This is a genomic window from Synechococcus sp. RS9909 (genome assembly GCF_014279595.1).
GTDB lineage: Bacteria > Cyanobacteriota > Cyanobacteriia > PCC-6307 > Cyanobiaceae > Synechococcus_C.
Genome location: NZ_CP047943.1, coordinates 679,979 through 704,275, shown reverse-complemented (window position 1 = coordinate 704,275; position 24,297 = coordinate 679,979). Strand labels below are relative to the sequence as shown.

Annotated in this window: 27 protein-coding genes and 1 tRNA gene; 11 read left to right on the top strand and 17 right to left on the bottom strand. The window is 65.4% G+C overall.

Going from position 1 to position 24,297, the window contains the following annotated elements:
- Positions 1-13: 13 nt before the first annotated feature.
- The 7 genes from SynRS9909_RS03560 to hisF all read right to left on the bottom strand — a co-directional run bounded on the left by SynRS9909_RS03560 (position 14) and on the right by hisF (position 5,223).
- Positions 14-100, bottom strand: a tRNA-Ser gene (locus SynRS9909_RS03560).
- A 21-nt stretch (positions 101-121) separates the two neighbouring features.
- A complete protein-coding gene (locus tag SynRS9909_RS03555) occupies positions 122-2,062 on the bottom strand; it encodes a ComEC/Rec2 family competence protein (protein WP_007100440.1) in 1,941 nt (646 codons plus the stop codon).
- A gap of 52 nt (positions 2,063-2,114) precedes the next feature.
- A complete protein-coding gene (gene glyQ / locus SynRS9909_RS03550) occupies positions 2,115-2,993 on the bottom strand; it encodes a glycine--tRNA ligase subunit alpha (RefSeq protein WP_007100441.1) in 879 nt (292 codons plus the stop codon).
- Between the two features lie 55 nt (positions 2,994-3,048).
- The gene (locus SynRS9909_RS03545) at positions 3,049-3,399 is read right to left on the bottom strand and encodes a hypothetical protein (RefSeq protein ID WP_038001534.1); all 351 of its coding nucleotides are present in this window, start codon (positions 3,397-3,399) and stop codon (positions 3,049-3,051) included.
- 86 nt (positions 3,400-3,485) lie between these two features.
- On the bottom strand, positions 3,486-4,187 hold the full coding sequence (ubiE, locus tag SynRS9909_RS03540; protein ID WP_007100443.1) for a bifunctional demethylmenaquinone methyltransferase/2-methoxy-6-polyprenyl-1,4-benzoquinol methylase UbiE: 702 nt from the start codon (positions 4,185-4,187) through the stop codon (positions 3,486-3,488).
- Entirely contained in the window at positions 4,184-4,387 is a 204-nt protein-coding gene (locus tag SynRS9909_RS03535) for a hypothetical protein (protein WP_038001536.1), read from the bottom strand. The genes ubiE and SynRS9909_RS03535 overlap by 4 nt, the downstream gene beginning before the upstream one ends.
- A 56-nt stretch (positions 4,388-4,443) precedes the next feature.
- Entirely contained in the window at positions 4,444-5,223 is a 780-nt protein-coding gene (gene hisF, locus SynRS9909_RS03530) for an imidazole glycerol phosphate synthase subunit HisF (protein ID WP_007100445.1), read from the bottom strand.
- A 67-nt stretch (positions 5,224-5,290) separates the two neighbouring features.
- Here hisF and SynRS9909_RS03525 point away from each other — a divergent pair, with 67 nt between their 5' ends.
- The 3 genes from SynRS9909_RS03525 to SynRS9909_RS03515 are packed head-to-tail and all read left to right on the top strand — an operon-like array spanning position 5,291 to position 8,497.
- Entirely contained in the window at positions 5,291-5,512 is a 222-nt protein-coding gene (locus tag SynRS9909_RS03525) for a DUF2862 domain-containing protein (RefSeq protein WP_038000798.1), read from the top strand.
- A 10-nt stretch (positions 5,513-5,522) separates the two neighbouring features.
- On the top strand, positions 5,523-6,476 hold the full coding sequence (gene chlG / locus SynRS9909_RS03520) for a chlorophyll synthase ChlG (RefSeq protein ID WP_007100447.1): 954 nt from the start codon (positions 5,523-5,525) through the stop codon (positions 6,474-6,476).
- Positions 6,473-8,497: a transglycosylase domain-containing protein gene (locus tag SynRS9909_RS03515; RefSeq protein WP_007100448.1), complete on the top strand. Its 2,025-nt coding sequence runs from the start codon at positions 6,473-6,475 to the stop codon at positions 8,495-8,497. Before chlG ends, SynRS9909_RS03515 begins: the two co-directional genes overlap by 4 nt.
- Here SynRS9909_RS03515 and SynRS9909_RS03510 read toward each other — a convergent pair whose 3' ends face one another.
- Together SynRS9909_RS03510 and SynRS9909_RS03505 are read right to left on the bottom strand one after the other, a co-directional pair.
- Entirely contained in the window at positions 8,498-9,862 is a 1,365-nt protein-coding gene (locus SynRS9909_RS03510) for a 16S rRNA (cytosine(967)-C(5))-methyltransferase (protein ID WP_007100449.1), read from the bottom strand.
- 17 nt (positions 9,863-9,879) lie between these two features.
- Positions 9,880-10,242: an MGMT family protein gene (locus SynRS9909_RS03505; RefSeq protein WP_007100450.1), complete on the bottom strand. Its 363-nt coding sequence runs from the start codon at positions 10,240-10,242 to the stop codon at positions 9,880-9,882.
- Here SynRS9909_RS03505 and trmH point away from each other — a divergent pair.
- The gene (trmH, locus tag SynRS9909_RS03500) at positions 10,241-10,930 is read left to right on the top strand and encodes a tRNA (guanosine(18)-2'-O)-methyltransferase TrmH (protein ID WP_007100451.1); all 690 of its coding nucleotides are present in this window, start codon (positions 10,241-10,243) and stop codon (positions 10,928-10,930) included. The genes SynRS9909_RS03505 and trmH overlap by 2 nt on opposite strands.
- Positions 10,931-10,961: 31 nt before the next feature.
- Here trmH and SynRS9909_RS03495 read toward each other — a convergent pair whose 3' ends face one another.
- The 7 genes from SynRS9909_RS03495 to SynRS9909_RS03465 are packed head-to-tail and all read right to left on the bottom strand — an operon-like array spanning position 10,962 to position 15,611.
- Positions 10,962-11,222 (bottom strand): hypothetical protein, encoded by a 261-nt coding sequence (locus SynRS9909_RS03495; protein WP_007100452.1) that lies wholly within the window; start codon positions 11,220-11,222, stop codon positions 10,962-10,964.
- 20 nt (positions 11,223-11,242) lie between these two features.
- Positions 11,243-12,061 carry an ABC transporter permease gene (locus SynRS9909_RS03490; protein ID WP_007100453.1) on the bottom strand — a complete coding sequence of 273 codons (819 nt, stop codon included), beginning with the start codon at positions 12,059-12,061 and terminating at the stop codon, positions 11,243-11,245.
- A 50-nt stretch (positions 12,062-12,111) separates the two neighbouring features.
- Positions 12,112-13,620, bottom strand: a complete 1,509-nt coding sequence (locus tag SynRS9909_RS03485; RefSeq protein WP_007100454.1) for a HAMP domain-containing sensor histidine kinase — start codon at positions 13,618-13,620, stop codon at positions 12,112-12,114.
- Between the two features lie 12 nt (positions 13,621-13,632).
- Complete coding sequence (locus SynRS9909_RS03480; RefSeq protein ID WP_007100455.1) at positions 13,633-14,229, bottom strand: prepilin-type N-terminal cleavage/methylation domain-containing protein; 597 nt, start codon at positions 14,227-14,229, stop codon at positions 13,633-13,635.
- Positions 14,230-14,233: 4 nt separating this feature from the next.
- Positions 14,234-14,773 (bottom strand): GspH/FimT family pseudopilin, encoded by a 540-nt coding sequence (locus tag SynRS9909_RS03475; RefSeq protein ID WP_007100456.1) that lies wholly within the window; start codon positions 14,771-14,773, stop codon positions 14,234-14,236.
- Positions 14,770-15,162 (bottom strand): hypothetical protein, encoded by a 393-nt coding sequence (locus SynRS9909_RS03470; protein ID WP_007100457.1) that lies wholly within the window; start codon positions 15,160-15,162, stop codon positions 14,770-14,772. Before SynRS9909_RS03470 ends, SynRS9909_RS03475 begins: the two co-directional genes overlap by 4 nt.
- Complete coding sequence (locus SynRS9909_RS03465) at positions 15,159-15,611, bottom strand: hypothetical protein (RefSeq protein WP_007100458.1); 453 nt, start codon at positions 15,609-15,611, stop codon at positions 15,159-15,161. Before SynRS9909_RS03465 ends, SynRS9909_RS03470 begins: the two co-directional genes overlap by 4 nt.
- 66 nt (positions 15,612-15,677) lie before the next feature.
- Here SynRS9909_RS03465 and SynRS9909_RS03460 point away from each other — a divergent pair, with 66 nt between their 5' ends.
- Positions 15,678-16,382 carry a response regulator transcription factor gene (locus SynRS9909_RS03460; protein ID WP_007100459.1) on the top strand — a complete coding sequence of 235 codons (705 nt, stop codon included), beginning with the start codon at positions 15,678-15,680 and terminating at the stop codon, positions 16,380-16,382.
- On the opposite strand, the gene SynRS9909_RS03455 is transcribed toward SynRS9909_RS03460, so the two are convergent.
- The gene (locus SynRS9909_RS03455; RefSeq protein ID WP_007100460.1) at positions 16,345-17,661 is read right to left on the bottom strand and encodes a sensor histidine kinase KdpD; all 1,317 of its coding nucleotides are present in this window, start codon (positions 17,659-17,661) and stop codon (positions 16,345-16,347) included. The genes SynRS9909_RS03460 and SynRS9909_RS03455 overlap by 38 nt on opposite strands.
- A gap of 122 nt (positions 17,662-17,783) precedes the next feature.
- Between SynRS9909_RS03455 and SynRS9909_RS14120 the strand changes: the two genes are divergently transcribed.
- The 6 genes from SynRS9909_RS14120 to SynRS9909_RS03425 all read left to right on the top strand — a co-directional run bounded on the left by SynRS9909_RS14120 (position 17,784) and on the right by SynRS9909_RS03425 (position 24,285).
- Positions 17,784-18,281, top strand: a complete 498-nt coding sequence (locus tag SynRS9909_RS14120; RefSeq protein ID WP_007100461.1) for a prepilin-type N-terminal cleavage/methylation domain-containing protein — start codon at positions 17,784-17,786, stop codon at positions 18,279-18,281.
- Positions 18,282-18,878: 597 nt separating this feature from the next.
- Positions 18,879-19,421 (top strand): type IV pilin protein, encoded by a 543-nt coding sequence (locus tag SynRS9909_RS03445; RefSeq protein ID WP_083774422.1) that lies wholly within the window; start codon positions 18,879-18,881, stop codon positions 19,419-19,421.
- Between the two features lie 9 nt (positions 19,422-19,430).
- Positions 19,431-21,182: a hypothetical protein gene (locus SynRS9909_RS03440; RefSeq protein WP_007100463.1), complete on the top strand. Its 1,752-nt coding sequence runs from the start codon at positions 19,431-19,433 to the stop codon at positions 21,180-21,182.
- A gap of 146 nt (positions 21,183-21,328) precedes the next feature.
- Positions 21,329-21,838: a prepilin-type N-terminal cleavage/methylation domain-containing protein gene (locus SynRS9909_RS03435; protein WP_007100464.1), complete on the top strand. Its 510-nt coding sequence runs from the start codon at positions 21,329-21,331 to the stop codon at positions 21,836-21,838.
- 20 nt (positions 21,839-21,858) lie between these two features.
- Entirely contained in the window at positions 21,859-22,488 is a 630-nt protein-coding gene (locus SynRS9909_RS03430; protein WP_007100465.1) for a Tfp pilus assembly protein FimT/FimU, read from the top strand.
- Between the two features lie 111 nt (positions 22,489-22,599).
- Positions 22,600-24,285, top strand: a complete 1,686-nt coding sequence (locus SynRS9909_RS03425; RefSeq protein ID WP_162858293.1) for a vWA domain-containing protein — start codon at positions 22,600-22,602, stop codon at positions 24,283-24,285.
- Positions 24,286-24,297: the final 12 nt, after the last annotated feature.

Here is a 24,297-nt window from a genome sequence, read left to right as displayed (position 1 = left end):
GCGGTGCTGGAAACGGAGAGGGTGGGATTCGAACCCACGAGGGTGTGACCCCTACACGATTTCGAGTCGTGCGCAATCAACCGGACTCTGCCACCTCTCCAGCGCGCCCGATGGGCACACCTCACTGTAAGGGTCGGCCCGTGGCCCGCTGCAAGCGCAACCGCTGGGCACCGGCCCGCAGCCACAGGGATCGCGTCGCCACCGCATCCACCTCCGCGCCCAGTTCCAGTCCCGCACTCGCCAGGCGCTGGCCGGGTTGCAAAGAGCTCTGACCTTGGTGCTCGGCCAGCACCGTGCGCGCCAGCGACCGCCAACAGCGCTGCTGCGATGACGCCACCGGATCGAGCACGGCCACCCAGTCGAGCCGGCGATGACCATGGGCCTCACTGAGGCGACGGGCGAGGGCGCAACTGAGACCATCGCCATGGCTGCTCACCAGGGCCGCCCGCCCCTGATGGCGCGCCAGCAGCCAATGGCGCCCCCACTGCCCCACCACCACCAGCCCGTCCTTCAGCTGCACGCTGGCCTGGACGATCACCGCCAGCAGCACCAGGGGAAGCGCCCGCCAGCGCAGGCGGGCGAGGGCGGGCAGGCACCAGGGCAGCAAGCCGAGCAGCAACAGCAGCACCACCCAGGGCTGGGGCCGGCCGGTGAGCAGCTGGGCATAGGGCCAGGTGCTGATCCAGAGCACCAACGCAATCAGCAGACCCGCCAGCTTGGCCACAGGCCAGATCAGCCAGGGCAGCAACAGCGCCGCCAGCCCCGCCGGCAGGATCAGCAGCGACAGGGCCAGCGCCATCGCCGCCAGGGTGAGGGGCGCCAGCAGCGGCGCCGCCAGCAGATTGGCCACCAACGCATAGAGGGGCGTCGAGCCGAAGTGCAGCAGCTGCAGGGGCAGGGTCCAGAGCAGGGCCGCCAGCGGCACCGAGAGGGCTGCCGGCAACCACCCCAGGCAGCCCCGCGGCACTCGCTCCGCCAACCAGGCCTCGATCGGGCCGGCACTGATCACCAGCCCAGCAGTGGCGGCAGCACTGAGCTGAAAGCCGATGGAGTGCGCCCAGGCCGGATGGATCAGCAGCATCAGCACCAACGTGATCAGCAGCACCCCCAGCGGACGGCTGCGGCCACCGCCTTCGCGGATCAGCAGGGCCGCTGCCCCCATCAGCACGGCGCGCACCACCGAGGGCTGACCGCCCGCCAGCGCCAGAAAACTGGCCATCGCCAGCCCGCCGCCACCGAGCCGCAACGCCACGGGCAAGGAGCGCACCAGGGCCAGGGTGGTGCCGAGCAGCACCGACAGGTGAAAGCCGCTGGCGGCCAGGGCGTGGGAGAGCCCCGCCACCCGGAAGGCATCCCGCAGCTCCGACGGCACCGACACCTGGGCACTCCCCAGCACCAACGCCGCCAACAGCGATCCCTCCCTGGGCCCCGCCCATCGCTGCAGCTGGGCGGCGATCCGGCGCCGGGCATCGGCCAACGGCGTCCACTGCTGCGACAGCAGCCTGAACGCCTCAGCCCGGAACTGGGTGTGCACCCCCTGGGCCGCGAGGCGCTCCGCCGCGCCAGGCACCAGGGGATGGGCAGCAGGCGCCGGTTGGCGCAGCCGGCCCTCCGCAGCGATGCGCCAACCCTGCTCCAGCCCCCGTTCGCAGGGCTGGATCTGCAGTTCCGTGCGTCCGCGCAACGGCCGCCCGTTCACACGCTCCACCGCCAGCAGCGCCTGACACCGCTCGCCCAGCGTCCGGCTGTCGGCCAGCAGCACCGCCTCGATCTGTTGGGGAGCCTCCATCGACGCATCGTTCAGCACGGCCAGGAGCGGATCCCGTTGCGGCGGGCTCGCCTGGCTGCGCCAGCTCGACCCCGCCGCCAGGGCGAGCAGCAGCAGCAACAGAGCACCACCGTGGCGCCAGGCGAGGGATCGGCAGCGGCAGAGCCAGGCGAGCCCGCAGGCCAGCGCCAGCAACACCAGCAGCCAGTGCCCAGGCGTAACGGCCAGGGCTCCGGCCAACAGAGCCGCCAGGGCGAGAGCGGTGGCGGCCAGGGTGAATTCGGAGCGGGGCATGGCGGCAGCGCGGAGGCCTTACCCAGAGGATTCCCCTCGCCGACAGGAGGCGTTACACGAGCGCTTCGGCAAGCAATGGGAAACCGAGAGCTTCACGCTCCGCCAACCAGGTTTCGGCCACCTTGCGCGCCAGGGTGCGGATGCGGGCGATCGTGGCCGTGCGCTCGGTCACCGAAATCACACCACGGGCTTCGAGGAGGTTGAAGGTGTGGCTGCACTTGAGCACGAAATCAAGCGCCGGGGCCGGCAGCTGCTGGCTGATCAGATCCGACGCCTCCGCCTCATAGATCGCGAAGAGCTGTTTGAGCCGCTCCGGATCGGACGCTTCGAAATTGAACTGACACTGCCCCCTTTCAAAGGGCAGCCAGATGTCGCCATAGCTGCGCTCCGCGTTCCAGCTCAGATCCCAGATGCTTTCCACATCCTGGAGATACATGGCGAGACGCTCGAGGCCGTAGGTGATCTCGATCGACACCGGCCGGCAATCGATGCCGCCACACTGCTGGAAATAGGTGAACTGGGTCACCTCCATGCCATCGAGCCACACCTCCCAGCCCACCCCCCAGGCGCCGAGGGTGGGGGACTCCCAGTTGTCTTCAACAAAGCGGATGTCGTGCTCCTTGGCCTGGATCCCCAAGGCGTCCAGAGAGGCCAGATAGGTCTCCTGAATGCCATCCGGCGACGGCTTGATCAGCACCTGATACTGAAAATAGTGCTGGGCGCGGTTGGGGTTATCGCCATAGCGCCCGTCGGTGGGCCGCCGGCAGGGCTCGGGATAGGCGACCGCCCAAGGCTCCGGACCGATCGCCCGCAACACCGTGTGAGGGCTCATGGTGCCGGCGCCCTTTTCGGTGTCGTAGGGCTGCAGCAACAGGCACCCCTGCTCGGCCCAGAAGCGGTTGAGCGTGCTGATGATGTCTTGAAAGTGCATCCACGGCGGGCCGATCGCACGCCATTCTCCAATTCAGCCGCACCAGGGGTTCGGCTCAGCCGCTGATGGCGAAACAGCGGTGCAGGTGGGCGATGGCGTGGTGACGGTGGGGATTGCTGCGGCTGGGACTCATGGTGCCGAGCCAGAAGCTGCCGTCACCCTGAAAAACGAGCACGGGCTTGGCCGCCGCCTTGCCGTGGGATTCGAGAAGCGACAGACAGAGCTTCTCCGCCACGTCCATGCCATTGGGGCGAGCCCGCAAGCGGCGCAGCACCGGATCCACCTGCGAAAAGGACACGAAGGTGGCGCGCTGGGAGTCGGTCACCAGGACCATCCCATCGAGCCACTGCACCTCCAGGAGCAGATCTTCGATCGAGGCGAGCAAGGAAGGAAGGGGAAAGGCCACAGCCATCAACCCAGGTCTTAATCATTTCTTTCTAATCCGCATGGCCGCTTTGTCGCAAGCGACACACCATGAGACGAGCTAATGGGTCAGGCCTCCAGGAGCAGCAGGCCCATCTGACCGCCGGCCAGAGCCCGGTGGCGGGCAGCGCGAAAGCCTGCGTCCAAGGCCAGCTGTTCCTGGGCGGCACCATCAGGGAACCGCTGCAGGCTGGCCTCCAGATAGGCGTAGTGCTCCTTCAAGCCCACCAGCGCCGCCGTCGGCACCACCAGTCGGCGCAGATAGGCGCGCTGAAACGCCTCGCCCACACCACCGGCCTTCTGCCGATTGAAATCGAGCACGCCGGCGCGGCCCCCGGGCCGAAGCAGACGGCGCACCTCCGCCAGCCCCGCCGCAGGATCCGCGAGGTTGCGCAGGCCGTAACCGATCACCACCCCATCGAAGCCGGCCGACGCCAGGCCGGTGTTCAGCGCATCCCCCTGCTGCCAACGCACAGGCAGCCAGGGCTGCTGCGCCGAACGCTGCTGGGCCCGTTGCAGGGGTGCAGCTGCCGCATCGAGCCCCAGCACCTCTCCACCCGGACGCAAGCGAGACGCCAACAGAAGGGCCAGATCACCCGTACCGCAACAAAGATCCAGCCAGCGTTCTCCAGCACAGGGGCGCAGCCAGGCCAACAGCTGACGCTTCCAGACACGATGCAGACCCAGGCTCAACAGATCGTTCAGGCGGTCGTAACGGGGCGCCACCGCGTTGAACAGCTGCTCGACGGCAGCGGGATCACCAGGCTTCACAACGGCAGGCCGTTGAGGGTCATCACCATGACGGTCGCCAGCCCCACGGCCGCCGAACAGACCATGCAACCCGCCAGCATCAGCGAAAACTCCTGCTGATCTATCGCCGCCTGCATCAATTGCAAGGCCCAGGCCACCAGAGCGATCACCAGGACCACCCCGAGCACACCCACCGGCATCACCCAGGAACGCGCAATCAAGGGAAGGCCCGAAGCCACAGCCTTTCACAGAAGTTCATCAACATTAGAAAACCGGCTCAGACCTCCGGGGGCCGAATCGGCAGACCCCGACCGAGCAGATCGGCCTTGATCGCCTCCACCGTGAGCACGCCATCGTGAAGCAGGGAAGCGAGCAGTGCCGCCGATGCCTGCCCCCCTTTCGGCCCTGGATCCAGGGCTGCGGCGATGTGATCCAGACAGCCAGCGCCTCCCGAGGCGATCACCGGCACGGGCACGGCCTGGGCCACCGCTCGGGTGAGGGCGAGGTCATAGCCGGCCTGGGTGCCATCGTCATCCATCGAGGTGAGCAGGATCTCCCCCGCCCCCAGCTCCGCCACCCGCCGGGACCAGGCCACAGCATCGAGGCCGGTGTTCTCACGCCCCCCCTTCACAAACACATCCCAACCCCCCCCGGATCTGGCACGGGCATCGATCGCCACAACGATGCACTGGCAACCGAAGCGCTCCGCCCCCCGCGCCACCAGCTCCGGTTCACGCACGGCGGAGGAATTGAGACTCACCTTGTCGGCCCCGGCCCGAAGCAGCTCGGTGATGCCTTCGAGCGTGCTGATGCCGCCCCCCACCGTGAAGGGAATCGTCACCGCGTCGGCGGTGCGGCGCACCAGATCCACCAGGGTGGCGCGCCCCTGGTGACTGGCCGCAATGTCGAGAAACACCAGCTCATCGGCACCGGCCTGGCTGTAACGACAGGCCAGCTCCACCGGATCGCCGGCATCGCGCAGGCCAACGAAATTGACCCCCTTCACCACGCGGCCATCGGCCACATCCAGGCAGGGAATCAGGCGCAGGGCAACCATCGGCGGGCTTACGGAAGGCTCAGGCGCAGCTGTTAGGGTGACGCCCACTTTCCAAGCCTTGCAGGCCATGTCACAGCAGGCGGCAGTCACCATCGACATCGGCTCCAAGGTGCGGGTCACCCGGGTGCGCGATCGCATTCCCGCCGCTCTGGTGGAATTGCTCAAGAAGGACGCCTCCGGCACCGTCACCGACTTCCGCACCACTGATGGACAGGGCATCGGCGTGGTGGTTGAGCTCAGCGACGGTTCCACCAGCTGGTTCTTCGACGACGAAATCGCCCCCGCCTGAGGTCCAGGCCATGAGCGACGCCCGTCAGCTGCTCGGCATGAAAGGTGCCAGCGGCACCACCAACATCTGGAAGCTGCGCTTGCAGCTGATGAAGCCGGTCACCTGGATCCCCCTGATCTGGGGTGTGGTCTGCGGTGCCGCCGCCAGTGGCCATTACGTGTGGCGCTGGGATCACCTGCTCGCCGCCCTTGCCTGCATGGTGATGAGCGGCCCGTTGCTGGCGGGCTTCACCCAAACGATCAACGACTACTACGACCGCGAAATCGACGCGATCAACGAGCCCTACCGGCCGATTCCCTCCGGCGCGATCCCACTCGGGCAGGTGAAGCTACAGATCTGGGTGCTGCTCCTGGCCGGACTGGCCGTGGCCTGGGGCCTCGATGCTTGGGCCGGTCACACCACGCCCGTGGTGTTGCTGCTCGCCCTCGGTGGCTCCTTCGTGAGTTTCATCTATTCCGCGCCACCGCTGAAGCTCAAGCAGAACGGTTGGCTTGGCAATTACGCCCTCGGAGCCAGCTACATCGCCCTGCCCTGGTGGGCAGGCCAGGCCCTGTTCGGCCAGCTCACCTGGTCAACGGCCATCCTCACCCTTGCCTACAGCCTCGCCGGGCTGGGCATCGCGGTGGTGAACGACTTCAAGAGCGTCGAAGGTGACAAAGCGCTCGGCCTGCAATCGCTGCCGGTGGTGTTCGGCACCGAACGGGCCAGCTGGATCAGTGCCGGCATGATCGATGTGTTCCAGTTGCTGATGGTTGCCGTTCTGATCGGAATCGGACAGCATTTCGCTGCCGTTTTGCTCGTGCTGCTGATCGTGCCCCAGATCACTTTCCAGGACATCTGGTTGCTGCGCGACCCGGTGGCCTTCGATGTGAAATATCAGGCCAGCGCCCAGCCCTTTCTTGTGCTCGGCATGCTCGTGACGGCTCTCGCCGTTGGCCACAGCCCCCTGACCCAGGGGATGTGAAACGCACCCGCCGTCACTGGGTGCTCCTCGGCGTCACCGCTGGCACGATTGGTGTGGGTGTGGCTCTGGGCCAGGCCGCGCTCACCCAGGCTCTCGATGCCACCCTGCCCGATGCCAGGGGCATCGCCCGCTTCAACCGTCCCGGAACGATCACCCTGCTCTCCAGCGACGGCCAGGTGATCCAGAAACTCGGGCCCGCCACTCGCGAAAAAATCCAACCCGGCCAGATGCCGGAGCTGGTGAAGCAGGCCTTCGTGGCAGCGGAAGACCGCCGCTTCTATGCCCACGATGGCGTGGATCTCTGGGGCATCAGTCGCGCCCTGGTGACCAACCTGCGCCAGGGGGCCGTGCGGGAAGGCGCCAGCACGATCACCCAGCAGCTGGCGCGCACGGTGTTTCTCAGCCAGGACCGCACCCTCACCCGCAAGCTGAAGGAAGCCGCTCTGGCCTACAAACTCGAGCGTCAGCTCAGCAAGGAACAGATCCTCGAGCAATACCTCAATTTCGTGTATCTGGGCTCGAGCGCCTATGGCGTTTCCGATGCCGCCTGGGTGTATTTCTCCAAGCAACCGGATCAGCTCACCCTGCCGGAGGCGGCCCTGATCGCCGGCCTGCCGCCAGCGCCTTCGGTGTATTCGCCGCTGGTGAACCCCGACCTGGCGCTGGAGCGGCGCTCGATCGTGCTCGATCGCATGCAACAGGCCGGCTTCATCTCGGCCGGAGAAGCGGCGGAAGCGCGCAACGCACCGCTCGACCTCAAACCGGCCACCCCGAAATATTTCAACAGCGCCGCCCCTTACTTCACCAGCTGGGTCGCTCAACAGCTGCCCACGATCCTCACCCCCGATCAGCTGGAGGTGGGCGGCCTCAAGATCCGCACGAGCCTCAACCTCGCCTGGCAGAAGGATGCGCAACAGGTGGTGAAGGAGTTCGCTCCCGGCGGCACCGAGGGGGCGATCGTGTCGATCGAACCGGGCACGGGCCTGGTGCGGGTGATGGTGGGCGGCAAGGACTTCAACGCCAGCCAGTTCAACCGGGCCACCCAGGCCCTGCGCTCTCCCGGCTCCACCTTCAAGTTGTTTCCCTACGCCGCAGCGATCAATGCCGGCGTGAAACCGGAAGACATCTTCAACGACTCGCCCCGCTGCTGGGGGGGCTATTGCCCGAAGAACTTCGGCAACAAGTATTTCGGACCGATCTCCCTCGCCGATGCCCTGAAGAACTCGCTCAACACCGTGGCGGTGCAGCTGCAAGACAAGGTGGGCTTCGACCCGATCATTGCCATGGCGAACAACCTGGGAATCGGCACCACGCGCCCCCTGGGCAAGTTTTATCCGATGGCCATCGGCGCCTACGAGCAGACCATCCTCGACATGGCGGCCGCCTACGCGGCAGTGGCCAATCGCGGCGTGTATGTGAAACCAGCCGCCTTTGAGGAGATCCGCGGGCCGGGTGGCGAGGTGATCTGGAGCCGCCGCGTTGATGGGGATCGCGGACGCCGGGCCGTCGACAGCGATGTGGCCGACGCCATGAACTGGATGCTGCAGCGGGTGGTGGAGGGCGGCACCGGAGCTGCCGCCAAGCTCAACGACCGGCCCGTGGCCGGCAAGACCGGCACCTCCGAAGGCGCCCGCGACCTGTGGTTCATCGGCTCGATCCCCCAACTCACCACGGCCGTGTGGTTCGGCCACGACAACAACCGCGAAACCAACAGCAACAGCGGGGAGGCCGCCTGGGCCTGGAACCAACTCATGAGCAAGATCAAGAACCAGTTTCCGGTGCAGACCTTCCCGCCCAAGCCCGTGCTCAAACGCACCTTCAAAAAGCCCGGCGCCAAAGCCAAGAAACCAGAGGAGAACCAGGAAGCGCCCTATCGCGGCTACGACTACGACCCGGATCCCAGCATCTGGGCGCCAGAGCCGGTGCCAGCTCCCGCCCCCCAGGCACCGCCGCCCCGCTATGTGGCCCCACCCGGAGGCCCACCGGTGGACGAAAACTTCCGGCCCCTGCCGGTGCAGTGATCAGCATGGCGTTGTGATCACGGCTGCATAGAAGCCATCGCCACCGGCCGGATCGGGCCAGCGCTGCTGCTCCGAGTGCAGCGTCAGCTCGGGATGGGCCGCAAGAAACGTAGCGATTTGGTTCTGGTTCTCCGCCGGATGGATTGTGCAGGTGGCATACACCAGGCGTCCTCCCGGGGCGAGCAGCGCCAGCATCGCCTCCAGCAATCGCGCCTGCAGCGGCAGCAGCTCCGTGATCGTGGCGGGCGTGACACGCCAGCGGGCATCGGCATGGCGGGCCAGGGTGCCAAGACCGGAGCAGGGCGCATCCAGCAGGACGCGCTGAAACGCACCGCGCCACTGGGGCCGCTCCTGCAGCAGCTCGCAGGCATCGGCGGCAAGCGCGTTCACGCAGCCGCAACCGAGTCGGGCCGCATTGGCCGCCAGCCGCTGCAGACGCCCGGCGGAACGATCCACCGCCCACACCTCTCCCGCATCGCCGATCAGCTCGGCCAGATGGGTGCTCTTGCCGCCCGGCGCGGCACAGGCATCGAGCAGCCGCTCGCCGGGCCGGGGCTCCAGCAAGGGCGCCACCCACTGAGCTGCCCGATCCTGCACACACCAATGGCCCTCCGCATAGCCGGGCCACTGGCGCAGATCACCAGCAGCGCCGAGCACCTGCAGGCCCGAGCCACACCCCTCGATCGGGCGGGTCGCCAGGCCGGCCGCCGCAAAGGCGGCAGCCACCGCCTCGGGCGTGCTGCGCAGACGGTTGACACGCAGGTCGAGCGGCGGCACCTGATTGCAGGCGGCAGCGATGCGCTCCGCCGCGGGTATGGCGGCGCACCCCACGTCACCGGTCCAGGCCAGCAACTCCCGGCAGAACCACAGCGGCAGCGACTGCTCCAGCGACAGGCGCTCCGCCGCATCGGCAGGCATTGCCAGGGTGTCGCCCGCCTGCCGGGCCCGCAGGGCAGCCCGCAACAGCCCATTCACCACCGGCGCCAGCCGGGCCAGGCGATGGTGCTTGGCCAGCTCCACCGTGGTGTTCACCGCTGCCGCCGCCGGGATCCGCTCCATCCAGAAGAGCTGATACAGCCCCACATGCAGGAGCCAGCGCAACCGGGGCGGCTGCTTGCGAGCGGGTACGCGACCGAGCCGATCGAGCCAGGCATCAAGCCACAGCCGGCGGCGAATGGCGCCGTAGGCCAGTTCCGTGGCCAGTCCGCGATCGGCGCCGGAGAGGCCGGCACCACGCAGGGCCCGCTCCAGCGCCACATCGGCGTAGGCACCGGCCGCCACCGCTTCCAGCACCTCCCAGGCGACGCGCCGCGGCCCCAGCCCGGTGGTGGCAGCCACGCCCTGCGAGGCAGCGGAATCAGCCATGCGAGTCAGCCATGCGATCAGTCAGGCTCCAGACCTAGCGCTCCGCGGATCGCCTGCGGCTCCGGCGTCCAGAGGAAGCGCTTCAGGGGCAGACGCCCCTCGTCGTCGACGGGAATCCCCTCGGCGATCAGCATCTGCCGCTGCATCCAGTCGGAGCCCTCACGGCTGAGGCTCATCGCCACCCGCCCCTGGGCATTCACCACCCGGTGCCAGGGGATCGGCGAAGGCAAGGGCAGGCGGCGCAGCGCCCAGCCCACCTGACGCGCACAGCCATAGGCCCCGATCCAGTCGGCCACCTGGCCATAGGTGGCGAGCCGGCCCTGGGGGATGCGGGCCACGGCATCCCATACCCTCGAATCAAAGGATCCAGCCTGTGGCATGCCCCTGCTCCCCCGCCGGTTTGAACGGCTGCGCTCGGTGCTCAACCGGCGCATGGCCGATCTCACGGTGCTGGTGGAGCATGTGGAGAAGCCCCATAACCTCTCCGCCATTCTGCGCAGCTGCGATGCGGTGGGAGTGTTGGAGGCCCATGCGGTGAGCCTGAGTGGCAGGCCGCGCACCTTCAACAGCACGGCCCAGGGCAGCCAGCGCTGGGTGCCGCTGCGCGATCACCCCGACATCACCGCGGCCGTGCACCACCTGAAGGCGCAGGGCTTCAAGCTCTATGGCACCAACCTGGGCGTGGATGCGCGCGACTATCGCGACTGCGATTTCACCGGCCCCTGCGCCTTCGTGCTCGGGGCGGAGAAATGGGGCCTGAGCGATGCCGCCACCGCCCTGATGGATCAGGCCGTGTTCATCCCGATGCGCGGCATGGTGCAGTCGCTGAATGTGTCGGTGGCCACGGCCACCCTGCTGTTTGAGGCGCTGCGACAACGCCAGGCTGCGGGCCGGGTTCCCCACCAGGGGGAGGGGATTCCGCCCGATCACTACGACAGCCTGCTGTTTGAATGGGCCTACCCCCAGGTGGCCAGCTGGTGTCGCGAGCAGGGCCGGCCCTATCCGGCCTTGCGTGAAGACGGCGAGATCCTCGAGGACCTCCCACGCACCGCACGATTGCGCTGTTAAGCAAAAGCAGACGCTGACTGGCCGCTGCCGATCAGAACGGCATCAGCACGTCCTTGCTGGCCTGAGGCCGATCGATCACCGGCATGCCGCGCCGCGCAGTCGGCAGACGCAGGGCAAACAGCAGCACCAGGGTTTCGAGCAGCAGGTTGCGGCCGATGAACAGCACCACCAGGGCCAGGGCGATCGACAACATCTGCTCCAGCAGGCCGATCACATCATCCGGATTGGATCGCCCCGACAACCACAGATAGGTCATCAAAGACAGGAAGATCAGCGTGGCCCACCAGGGCATGGCAGCAGCTGCGAATTCCTTCAGTCTGCCGCGTCTCGACCGCTGCTGCTCACCCAGGCCTCCAGCCCTTCACCAAGAAAGGAGAGCCCGAGCACCAGCACAAACATCGCCAGCCCCGGATAGAGCGCCGTCCACCAGATGCCGGTGGGCACCGCCGCCAGGGCCAGGTTGAGATCGCCGCCCCACTCGGGCACCGTTTCCGGCAAACCGAGGCCGAGAAAGCCGAGCCCCCCCAACACCAGCACCGCATCGGCGGCATTGAGGGTGAGCAGCACTGGCACCGAAGTGATCACATTGCGCAGCAGATAACGGCGCAGGATCCACACCGGCCCGGCGCCGAGGGATTGGGCCGCCTCCACAAACAACTCGGCCTTCACCTGGGCGGTCTGGTTGCGCACCACCCGGAAATACTGGGGCACATACACCACACACAACGCCGCAGCCGCATTGGGAATGCCCCGGCCGAGCAGGAAGGCGAGCACCACGGAGAGCAGCAGCACCGGCAGGGTGTAGAGGGTGTCCATCAACAACACCAACACCCGGTCGACGCCGCCCCCCAGATAGCCGCTCACCATTCCCAGGGGCACGCCGATCACCAGGGCGAGGGCCACCGCCAGCAGCACCACCTGGAGGGCGACGCCGCTGCCCTGCAAGGTGCGCACGCACACATCGCGGCCGAGCCGATCGGTGCCGCACCAGTGCTGCCAGGAGGGCGGGGCGTAGATCGGGTTGTCGAGGCCGGCATTGGGATCCGGCAGCAGACCGGCCGTCAGCAGCAGGGGGGTGAGCAGGGCCACGGCGATGTAGATCGCCACGATCACCAGCCCCCAGCGGGCCATGCGCGCCGACAGGCTGGGGCGGGAAAGCCCTAAGGGAGAGAAACCGAAGCTCAAAGGCCGCCGCGGGAGTGGTTGGGTTGGGCCGATTCTCGCTGGGGGCCCAACCATCGCCGCAGGCCGAGCACAAACGCAGCGCCGCCGCCCTCAGCCGTTTCCACATGGATCGACCCCTCCATCTGCTCCACCAGGGTCTTCACCACCGACAAGCCGATGCCGCTGCCGGGCACCCCGGCGGCGTGACGCCCCCTCCCGAAGCGCTCGAAAATCCTGTCGCGATCAGCCTCCGGCACGCCCGGGCCCTGGTCTTGCACCCGCAACAGCACGCGCTCGTCGCTGCAGCTGCAGGACAGCTCCACCGTGGTGTGGGGCGGGCTGAATTTGCAGGCGTTCTCCAGCAGATTCACCAGGCACTGCACCAGACGGTCGCGATCAGCGAGGGCCTGAAGCGCGTGGGGATCGCCCAGATCGGGCGGCACCAGGCGCAGGTGATGGGATCTTGAGCCCTGGGCCAGCCGCAGCGCCTGCTCCGCCGCATCACACACCCCCACCGGCACCGGCTCGATCGCCAACTGATCGTTATCGGCGCGGGTGATCGCCAGCAGGTCGCTGATCAGCCGCGTGAGGCGACGCCCCTCCTCCTCGATGATTCCCAGCTGCTCGATCTGCTGCGGTGTGAGGTTGTCAGACCGTCGCAGCAAACGACCGCTGTAGCCACTGATCAGGGTGATCGGATTGCGCAGTTCATGGCTCACGGTGCTGGCGAACTGGCGCTGCCGGGTGAAGGCCTCCGCCAGGCGCGCCATCAGATCGTTGAACCCCTGGGCGAGGGGTTGCAGCTCCTCCGGTTCCTGCTCAGGACGAAACGGCTGCTTCTCCAGTGAGCTGGAACTCACCGCTGCGATCCTTCGGTTGAAGCGCTTCAGGGGCTGCAGGCTGCGCTCGATGCCGCGCCGATTGATCAGGATCGTGACCAGGGAGGCGAGGGCGGCCGCCAGCAGAAGCAGGCCGTTGAGCAGGCGCTGGAAGCGCACCTCATCGCTCACATCCTCGAGCAGATAAAGGTCCCAGCTGGCGCCGCCGAACTCCACCACCCGGCTGGAGACCACATAGTGGCGATCCTTCCGTTCAAACAGCTGGGGCAGGCTGTTGCGATGGGCCAGGGTTTCGGCCCGCTCGCGCAGACCGGGCACGGTGCTGATCAGGGCATTGCTGCTGCGTTTCGGCGCCACCAGCGAGGCGGGAATGCCCTGGGGATGCATCCAAAGCGCCAGGCGGTAGGAGGAGAAATCACTGAGGCTGCGCTGCAGCCCGCTCGCATCGAAGCGTCCCTGTCGGCCGCCTGCGGAGGTTCGGGCCATCGCCTCGGCAGTCTCCGCCAAGAGCAACTCGGCCCGTTCCATCGTCTGCAGCTGGCGCTGGTGGCGCTGTTCGTTGAACAGCTGCAGATCCACGGCGAGCAGCAGGCCATAGCCGAGCAGCACCGCAATCAGGCTGGTGCGCTCCAGCCGCGACTGAATCGTGCTGGGGGCCTGCCGCCAGCGACGCCATGGCGTCAACATCCCGGCCACCCCTCAAGCCGCCATGGCGTTGCGAAGCCGCCGGGCGGCACCATCGCGGCCAGGCAGCGATTGCTCCAGCTCGAGCTGGAGCACGGGAAGCTCCGGATCGGGCGACACCACAAAACCGGCGGCTGCATCATCAGGGAGTGCATCCAGCACCACCCGATTCTGATAAGCAGCGTCGAGGCTGGGAAGGCCCTCCAGGTTGTAGGCCGGTCCACAGCGCATCAACACCCGGCCGCGCCAGATCGCCGACGGTGCCCGGCCCACCGAATACACAATCGCGCGGCGGCGCGCCTGGGGGTCGCCGGCTTCGGTGGCAATGGCGAGAACGGGGCGTCGACCCGCCATGGCGCAGGGCCACTGATCCGACACCGGCGGCTCCAGCATGCGGCCCTGGCCGAGGGCGAGTTCATCGCGGATCAACTCCAGGGTGCGGCGCTGCCGGGCCGATTCCCGCAGCCGCGCGGCCATCGCACCGCCCAGGCGCAGATCACCGGCGATCAGGTTGAGCAACACCCCGAACACCATCACCCCGAGGCTGAGGGCGAGCATCAGTTCCAGGAGGGTGAAGCCGGCGGAACGGGAACGGAACGAGTGGAAGCGCATGGCGTCAGGCCTCCCCGGGATCAGGACGGCAACGGCTGCTGCTCGGCGCCTCTCCCCCAGCCGGTGCGGCACCGTCGTAGAGGCCCAGGCGGCTGATCCCCAGCGGCAGACTCACCACCAGGCAGCGGCTGCGCTGCAGGCGACTATGGCTGAGCACCACGGTGCCGCCATCGATCAGCAGCCCGTTGGCGGCGATCCGCAGCACCGGCGGCAGGTTGGTGTGCAGCTGAATCGGCCCCTGCTCCAGGGCTTCCTGCAGGGCGAGGCCAGCGCCGGAGCAGGCGGCGAGCTCGCCGGGTAGAGCCTCTTCGGCTGACGGCAACCAGCCCTCAGCTTCGAGGCTGATGCCACAGGCGCGCTGCTGGCGGCGGGCGAGGCTGCGCCCCCGTTCCAAGCCGAGCTGCAAGCGCCGGGCCGCAGTGTCGAGCTGGAGCTGATCGCGATCGCTGCCGGCGTGCACCAGGCCCAGCGACGCCAGGATGCCGAGGATGGCGATCGCCACCAGCAGCTCCACCAGGCTGAATCCCTTCGAGGCCTGGTTCATGGCTGGCACAATCCGTAGGCCGCCGCACTGAACAGCTGGCGGCGCCGCGCCGTCCCGTGCTCAAGCTCCAACCAGAGGCCGGCCCCCTCAGCCGCCGCAACCCAGCGGCGCTCAGCGCCATCGGGCAGGGGCAGGGCCTGGTCAGCCGCTGCCGCCACGGCCCCTGCCGCAAAAGCGCAGTCGGCGGCTGGGTCCAGCAGTGCCACACCATCGTCCAGCGACGCCAACCAGCGGTGGGTGGCGAGGCGCTGGCGCTCCAGCTGGTTCGCCCGCTCCTCCAGCTGGCTGCTGCGTTGCACCGCAACCCCGGCCTGACTCCACACGGCCAGGGCGGCACTGCTGCTGGAGGCCAACAGCACCGACGACACCAACACCTCCACCAGGCTCATGACGTCACCTCCCCGGTGGCACGTCCCTGCAGTTGGGGCTCGCTGATGCCAAGCACAACCGGGCCTTCCGGGTTGAGGCTGAGGCGAAAGACGGCACGGCGACCGTCATCGAGTTGCAGATGCAGCAGGCCCGTATCCCCTGAGGGCTGCCAGTCGCGCAGGGTCCAACGGCGTTCCGCCAGCACACCACTGCGCAACCGAGCGGGATCGGCGGCCGTGCAACCCACCACGCCCCCCTCCCAGGCCTGCATCGGCCAGGGCAGCAGACAGGCCTCCGCACCGCTAGCGGCGGCGGCAAACGCCTGCGCGGCCGAGCGCAACCAATCGGCCGCTTCGCTGCGCCGCTCGGCGGCCTGCAGACGGAGATGCCCCTGGAGGCTGAGGGTGTGGATGGAAGCGCTGCCGAGCAGCAGCACCGCGGAGGTGGAGAGGGCCAGGGGCAAGAGCATCGAATCCAAGGCAACTGTGTGAAGGATTCCCCCGAGCGGCACGATGGAGAAACCTGACCTCCTGCGGTGGATCACCTCCTCGTCGTCGACGATGACCCGGAACTGCTGCGCTTCCTGCTCGACGATCTGCAGGCGGAAGGCTTGAGCTGCACCGGCGTGCTCAATGGCCAGGAGGCCCTGATGCGGTTGCGCCAGGAGCGATTCGACCTGGTGGTGCTCGATTGGGGCCTCCCGGACTTCGCCGGCACGGAGATCTGCCAACGGCTACGCCGCAGTGGCGACCAGACCCCGGTGCTGATGCTCACAGCACGCGCCGACACGGGCGATCGGGTGATGGCCCTCGACATGGGTGCCGATGACCACCTGAGCAAACCGTTTGAGATCGCCGAACTGCATGCCCGGGTGCGGGCCCTGCTGCGACGAGGGCACTACCAACAGCACCGCAGCGACGGAGACTGCCTCCAGCTCGGCGACCTCACCATGGCGCTGTTGACGCGCCAGGTGCGACGGGGGGAGCGGACGATCAATCTCTCGCAACGGGAATTCGATCTGCTCGCCTTTCTGCTGCGCCGTGCTGGAGAGGTGATTCCACGCCAGGAGATTCTCGATGGGGTGTGGGGCAGCCCGTTCGTGGGCGATCCCAACACCCTGGATGTGTACGTGGGGTATCTGCGCCGCAAGCTGGAAAGCAGCGACCAACCGCGCCTGCTGCACACCGTGCGCGGGGTGGGCTTCATGGCGCGGGAGATGGCGCAGCAGGAGCCGCACTGAACACCACCTGCAGATCGGCACCGCCAGCGGTGCGAGCAGCGATCCGCAGCTGGGCCCGCAGGGCGGTGGCGAGCGCCAACGCCAACGCCAGACCGATGCCCATGCCGCGGGTGCCGCTGGAGCTGCTGCCACGCACAAACCGGCACACCACCTGGTCGCGCTCCGCCCCAGGGATGCCGGGGCCACGGTCGAGCACATGCAGGATCGTCTCCCCGGTGGCGCCCACACTGCGCTGCAACGCCACCGAATCGGAGCTGTAGCGCAGAGCATTGTCGATCAACAGATCCAGGCACTGCTGCAGGAGCTCGGGATCGGCCTGAATCCGCTGGGGTGGCGTTGGCTCGGGCACCGGAAGCGTGAGCCGTGCTGGCGAGCGGGCCTGCCAGCGCTCAAAGGCCAGCAGCAGCTGCTCATCGGGATCGAGCGATTGCCACTGGGGCTGCAGGCGTCCGGCATCGCTGCGTGCCAGATCACGGAGAATGCTCAGCTGGGTGGCCATGCGGGCGGCTTCCGCAGCGATCAGGCGCAGCGGTTCCTGCAGCTCGGTGGGCAGACCGCGACGTTGCAGCCGCTGGGCATGGCCGGAGATCACGGTGATCGGCGTGCGCAGCTCGTGAGCGACTCCATCGATGAAGGTGCGCTCCTGCTGCCAGGCCAGGGCCAGACGCTGTTGAAGCTCATTGAACGCCTGGGCGATCGGCTGCAGCTCTTGCGACTGCTGGGCAACCGGCAGCCAATGCTCACCGAGATGGTCGGCCTCCAGGGAGGCCACATCAGCGGCCAAGGCCTGCAGTGGTTGCACCAGACCGCGGCGCAACACCAACCGCAGCAACAGCGATGTGAACAGGGCGGACACGCCTGCTGCCGCCACCAACAACAACTGGGTGCTGCGTTGTTGCTGCAGGGAGGCGGTGATGTTCTGGCGCACCTCCAGGGTGAGGGGCGTGGCGCGGACGCCGGGCAAGGGGCGACGGCTCACCAGCTCCTGTGGAGCATCGGTGCCGCCGGTGCGGGTGATCGGCTGGGGCTGCCGGCCGGGAAGCACACGCCAACGGAGCAGCGGGGCCTCGCCATCGGCTTCCGCCGGACTGAGGCGGGGCAAGCGCTGACTCTGTTCCAGAGAGATCAGGGCCTCCACCAGGCGCTCATGCTGGGCGCGCCGCTCCCGCTCGCTGATCACGGAATCCATCGCCAGCAGCAAGCTGTAGCCAGCGATCACGGCCAACAACGTGGTGGACTGCAACCAGAGGCGCAGGGAAGGCAGCGGCCGGATCGACACATCTGAGAGATCAGCTAAGAGCCTTCTTAGGGAAACCTCAGCCCAACTTCCATCCCAAGTCAAATCGGGCGGGGAATGATGAAAGGGACCGCACCTGTGGTGCACCCATCGCTCTCCCTGCCATGAGCACACTCAACAACCGGCTCCAACTGGCCCTGCTGAAGCGCAAGCGCTCCGGCAACGCTCTCCAGAAAGGCTTCACCTTGGTGGAGCTGATGATCGTGATCGTGATCGTCGGCATCCTCTCGGCGGTGGCGCTGCCGAATTTCTTGAATCAAACAACAAAAGCGAAAGTCTCGGAAGCGACCACAAAGCTTTCCGGCCTTCTCAAAGAAGGACATGCAGAATACCAATACTCAAATGACGCAAGCAAAGTACAAACAACCCTGGAGACTCCCACGACAGGCTCTATAGCAAAAGCTGATGCGGCCGGCAATTTCGACTACGCTGTAACCGGAACCCTAGCCGCTAACGCCACTGTCTTACCAATGACTGCAACCGGAAAATCAGGAGCAGGCGCAGATTTGGCCAGTAAAGTATTATCAGGATGTGTAAACCTGTCAACAGGCAAAATAGAGATCAACAATACACTTGGAGCCACCGCTCCAACCTGCTCGTAAAAATAAACACTTAGCGACCACCAGACCTTACCAAGAAAGCGCCAGGAAAAGAAAAAGCCGCAGCTCATTTCTGCGGCTTCACAAAAGCGCTAATACCTCCCTACAATCAAACCAAAACCAATTAACCGATAACCATTTAACTACCAGAGCAGTATCAATTTTGCTGAACAGTGAAGCCCAAGGGCTACCAAGCACAGCAACTAACACCCCCAAAGCTTGACATCAACTCCATGAACCTTTACTAAAATACTCGAATCGAAAAATCAAATTTTTTTCCAAAATATATCAATTATATGTGCGTTCAATCTCAGTCTACCACTCCCCGCCTGCCTCGGCTCCTTCCCCAGTAGAGCTGAAGTCCAGAAATAATGATCACCAAGGTCATCACCCCCCAACAGCGTCGGTTACATGAAGTTGCAGCAACCATTTCCGCTTCACGCCCCACGCGTCTGAGAGCGAAAAGCCCGCCCCCGTGATCACGGTGAGCAGACATGGTGTCAGGTCAAGACCAGGGAAGTTCCAAGCAAGGTCTCAGGGAGTTCACAGCCAAATCCGCCCTGCGAGGCACATGATGATGATGTGCAGTGGTCACGGCCCATGGTGACGCGATTCTTAACGCCTTCATCGGACCGATCCAGAAACGCCAGAGCCGAGGCTTTCACCCTCACCGAAGTGCTGATCACCGTGGTGATCGTGGGCATTCTCAGCGCCATCGCCCTGCCCAACTACTTCAATCAGGTGCAACGCACCCGGCAGAGCGAAGCGGCAGCAGCCCTGGCCCAGCTCCAGAACACCCTGGTGGCTTATGTCGACGAGAACAACACCACCGCCAGCGGCTGCAACAACGGCAGTGCTCCCACCTGGGGAGACCTGAACGGGATCGCTGCCGTGATGACCGACTCCGGCCCGGCCAGTGGCTGCACCTCGCTGAACACCGCAATCACCATGCCCAACGGGCGCTACACCATCACCCGCACCGATAACGGCTCCAACGACGATTACTACGAGTTCACGGCTGCCGACAGCTCGGCTGCCAACTTCAACGTGATGGCCTGTGTGGATCTGAGCAACGGAGCCAGTGATCTGGAACAAGGCAGCAGCAGCGCCGCGATCACAGCCTCCGATCTCGACTGCCGTTAGGACAGACCCATGACCCAGCAGCCGCGCCGCCACCGGATCTCCAGCCTGCACTGGCTTCTGCGCCACAGTGCCAGGCAGGGCGCGCCTGGCTCTTCACGGGAAGAACGCGGTATTGCCCTGTTGCTGGCCCTGCTCATCGGCATGCTGCTGATCGCCGCGGCCACCGGCCTGCTCATCCGGCAGCTGATGGCCCGCAAACTCGGTGCCAGCGAGAGCTACCAACAGCTGGCCGAAACCGCCGCAGTGAATGGCTTCAACCGCATCCTCGGCCGCCTCAACAACAACAGCCCCGACGACTACCTCGGGTTTCTTTATGCGGTGAACAACCGGGAGAAAGCAGGCGAGCCCGGCATCCCAGCACCCGGCTATCAGTGGAATCTCTTTGCCACCGACGCCCCACCCGTGCTGCCCCAGCTCTGCACCAACACTTCAGCGCTGCTGAGCAATGGGGCGATCAACTGGGATCCGCTGGAGGAAACCCCGCTCTCCTTGCCTTCGGATGCCGACACCTTGCGTGACGATGGCCGCGACGATGCGATCAAGACGTATTACCGACTTCGAGGCTACGCCAAACCCAGTGGTGAAGGGGTGTTTGAAGTGGAAGGCCTGGTGCGTCGCGAAGGCACAGGCGACGGGGAGGAGCTGTCGCGCGCCCTGCTCACACGCACCCTGAATGTGTCGGCGATGGTGCTCACCCCAGAGGATTGGGCCGTGATTGCTGGCAACTATCTCAATCTTGGCAGCTCTTCGATCGCCGGCGCTTCCACTGAATCCAAGGGAAAAATCGTTTGGAATGTGAGCAGCGATGCCAACTTTCGCAACCCCAGCAGCAACTGCGCCAATGCCAGCTATCTGAAAACACTTCCTGGCCTCAGTTTCAGCGGCTCCAACACCAGCATCGAAAGCGCCATCGCCCGGGATCTCTGGCCGGTGCTCCAGGGCAGCATCCCCCTCACCAGTTACGACAAGGGCAAAACCATCGACATGATGCCGGCCAGCACCAGCAAGGTGCGGATCTGGAGTTTCGATGACAGTGGCGGCCGTGCCTCCGGCTGCAGAAATTCGGTGGTGTGCACCCGTGCCCACGATTCACTGAGCACCTCCAAACCAGCCTCAATCAGCCAAACCAGCAGCAACGGACGCTGGACCGTGGCCATCGATGCAGATGACATCTGCGTGGCAAAAAACAGCAGCAACACCGTGTGCCATCTCTTCGTCGAGCACATCAATCTCAACAACACCAACCTGCGCTTCCGCACGCTCGGCAGTGCCATCGACGCGGTGGTGCTGCATCTGGAATTGCCCTACAACACAGCAGTCGCAAGCGGACTCAGCGGCAGGATCCAGCTGGATGGCAACAGCAGCCTCTGCCTCACCAGCCCCGGTGGCAGCAGCTGTGATGCCTCCCAACCGGAGCGGCTGGTGATCAGTTCATCCACTGGGCCTCAACCGTCCCAGTGCAACAGCATCACCAGCAAGCCCTATGTGCTCCAGATCGCTGGTGATGCCCTGCCCGCCGCCCTGATTCACCTGCCCAAGGCCAGTCTTTCGCTCTCGGCTGATGCCCAGATGGCAGGAATCGTGTGGGCCCACGACATCTGTGCCAACGGCCATGGTCTCCTACTCAATACCGACGTGGGCGGCACGCCAGTGATTGCTTCAGCCCAGGAGTTCTGGGGCTGGGAGCCAGAGAATGGCTATGGCCGGCAGGTGCTGCGCGGCATCCGTGGCACCGGTCTCGACATCTTCAAGCGGTTCTAAGGCTCACCCCGACTCGACTTCGGCCCTCAGAAAGTTCTCAGGGAACTCTGGCTGAGTTGCAACCCAGACAGGGGCATGACCAACGGAGCATGAAGAGAAGAAAAGGTTGTCCTCGTCGTTCTTCTTCAAGCGTCCCTGGCTTCGTCATGATCCGCCGCCCTCGCTGGCATCAGCGGACTGTGCGCCTCAGCAAGCAGTCCGGCTTCACCTTGGTGGAGGTGCTGATTGCTGCTGTGGTGCTGTCGGCCGTGATGGCAGCGGTGGGCAGGCTCACGGTGGCAGCCCTCGCCACCGGGCGTCTGCAGGGAGAACGCACCCGCATCGAGGCGGCGGTGAGCGAAAACATCCAGCTGATCCAGAAGGCCGACTCGGAATTTCGCTTCGATGCGCCCGAACCCGCCGATCAACCCGGCAGCACCGCCTGCTCTGATCCCTCAGCAGCGCTGAAGGCTTACATCGAAACCCGCTCGTCAGCCAGCACCGATCCCTCCCGCAGCCTCAGACTGCGCCTGCCGGACGTCAGCCGCACCATGCGCTTCGCCGACACGGCCGACACCCTGGTGATCAGCTACGGGTTTGAGGCACCCGAACGATCGATCGGCAGGGAGTACCGGGTGCTGGAGCTGAATCCCAACTTCCAGGCCCGTTGCCCGTGATGACCATGCGAACGCCTTGCATGCATCGATGGCCGTCCCGGGGATTCACCCTGGTGGAGATGCTGGTGATGTTAGTGATCGCCGGCCTCACCACCGCCTGGGCCCTGCCCGCCTGGCGGCGACAGCTGCTGCAGGGGCAGGTGGATCGCTACACCGAAAACCTGGAAGCCGGCCTGTTTGACCTCAAGGCCAAGGCCGGGAAAGAGAAAATCAGCTTCATCGCCACCCCTCCGGCCCGCGACAGCTTTCTGGAGCCATGGCAGCTGGTGGAATTCACCAAACCCGATGGCACACGCGTCAATGGTAGTGATGGCCGTCTGTGCGTCATCGAAGGGGACAACGATCCCGCCTGTAATGCGGATGCTGCATTGAATCCTCGCGACCCTGACTTTCGCTTTCTCAAGCTCGAAAATACGAAGCAGGCGCGGGAGGTGGAACTGATGATTCACCTCAAAGGGGGCCAGACCAAGTTTGAGATCACCCCACCGGGCACGATCAACCACGACGATGTGGTGTTCGTGATCCGTTCCCGGCACCACGCCAGCATGACTGGCCAGCCCCTGAAGCAGCGCTGCGTGCTGCTCTCGGGCAATGGCTACCTGCATCGAGGCAACTGGACCCAGAGCACCAGCCAATGCGACAGCAGCTGAACGACGTGAATTCAGCCTCTTCTCAGAATCTGTTCACAGCCGCCTTAGGAACAGACCGCTTGAACCCGTCACACTGACTGTATCGAGGTCAGCCCCCCTGACCCGGATGCCATGAAACTCCCCGCCTTCCTACGCAACACACCACCGAAACGCAGATCGAAGCGCTGCCGGGGCATGGGCACCACCGAAGCGATCGTGGCGCTCGCCGCCGGTGTGCTGGTGATCGGAGCAGGGGCGATGGCGCTGCGCTCCACCGACGTGTTGATCAATCGGGCCGAAGGCAAAGCGAGCCTGCGTCAGAACACCACGAACGGGCTGCGGCTGCTCCGTTCTGAAGTGGAACGCAGCATGCACATCATGGTGAATGGCAGCAAGGCCAGCCAGGGGGTGGATTTTGACCTGGCCGATGAGCAATATGCCGCACCGCTGCAAACCTGCCAGGCCAAAGCGAGCGCCAGCAACCAGGTGTTTCGGCCTGTGTTCGGCCTGAAGATGATCGAGCTGACCGATCCGGTGTTTTATGGCATCAGCACCAGCGCCAGCGGCAAGGGCTACAGCCTCTCGCGCTGTGGCGCCCCCCTCAGCATCGACGGCACCTACAACGAAACCGACGAAATCTTCATTGCCAGGGTGATCGATGACATCGCCTTGATGCCCTGCGCCAGCGGTGAGTGCACCGACACAGAAGACAACAACAAAACCAAGCAACTCGAGGCCATTGCTTCCAGCCTCGATGTAAACTTCAGCACCGACTCCTACACCACCCCGGAGCGCATCTATCGCGAACCAGCCCTGAGGATTGAAACCGATCCCAACTACAAGTTGGTGAAATTCATTGATCCCAACACCGGCACGGAATACGACGACAATCTCAACGAAAGCCATCTGCAACTGAGCAACAGCAGCCGTTCTCTCTCGGTTTATCCCCTCTATCTCGCCGCCTTTGCACGGGCGGACAAACGCCTCGAGAACTACGGCGAAACCGGCATCGCCATCGACTCCGCCTTCTTCCCCGAACTCAACAGCGATCGCGTCGCTTTCCTGGTGGATGGCTCCGGTTCGATGAGCGCCTGCATCCTCTGGGGCAGCGGCAATGGAGACAAGCGCACCTACTGGAATGGCCAGCGCTATCAGAGCACCAGACGCTCCTGTGCCATGACCCGGATGGAATCGCTTCAGAAGGAACTACTGGCGGTGCTCACCGATCTGCATCACAACGCACCCGACACCAAAATCACCCTCACCGCCTTCAGCTCAAGGGGATATTCCAACCACCGCGAATGGAGCCGCTCCTCCGATGGGTTGGTGCGCATCGGTGATGTGGACCACTACCAATCCGCCAAGGAGTTCGTGAACTCCCTCAGCGCCGGCAATGTGACCCGCTGGGGCGGCACCGATCCCTGGAATGGATTGGAAAAAGCGATGACGATGGCCGACGTGAATGCGGTGTATTTCCTCTCCGATGGTGAACCGAGCCAGGATCGACGCGGTCGCCGCTGGAGCAGCCGCGATTACGGCCCCACGGTGGAGTACTACATCGCCAAGAACAATGAGCGCGCCACCCCCGCCAAGGTGTTCACCACCGCACTTGGTCTGGAATCCCCCTGGATGAAGCTGTTCGCCGAACGAGGCAAGGGGGTGTACACCCAGATCGATCCCGAGTCGCTGAAAGACAACAACGGCATCGGCAACAACGAAGGCTTCTGCGATCCCAGCAATCCCAGTGCCAACTTCTCCTACTGCAACGATGCCGCCGACGTGGAACTCACCGGCGCTGGTCAGTTCCGCAACCCTTGAAGTGAAGAAAGA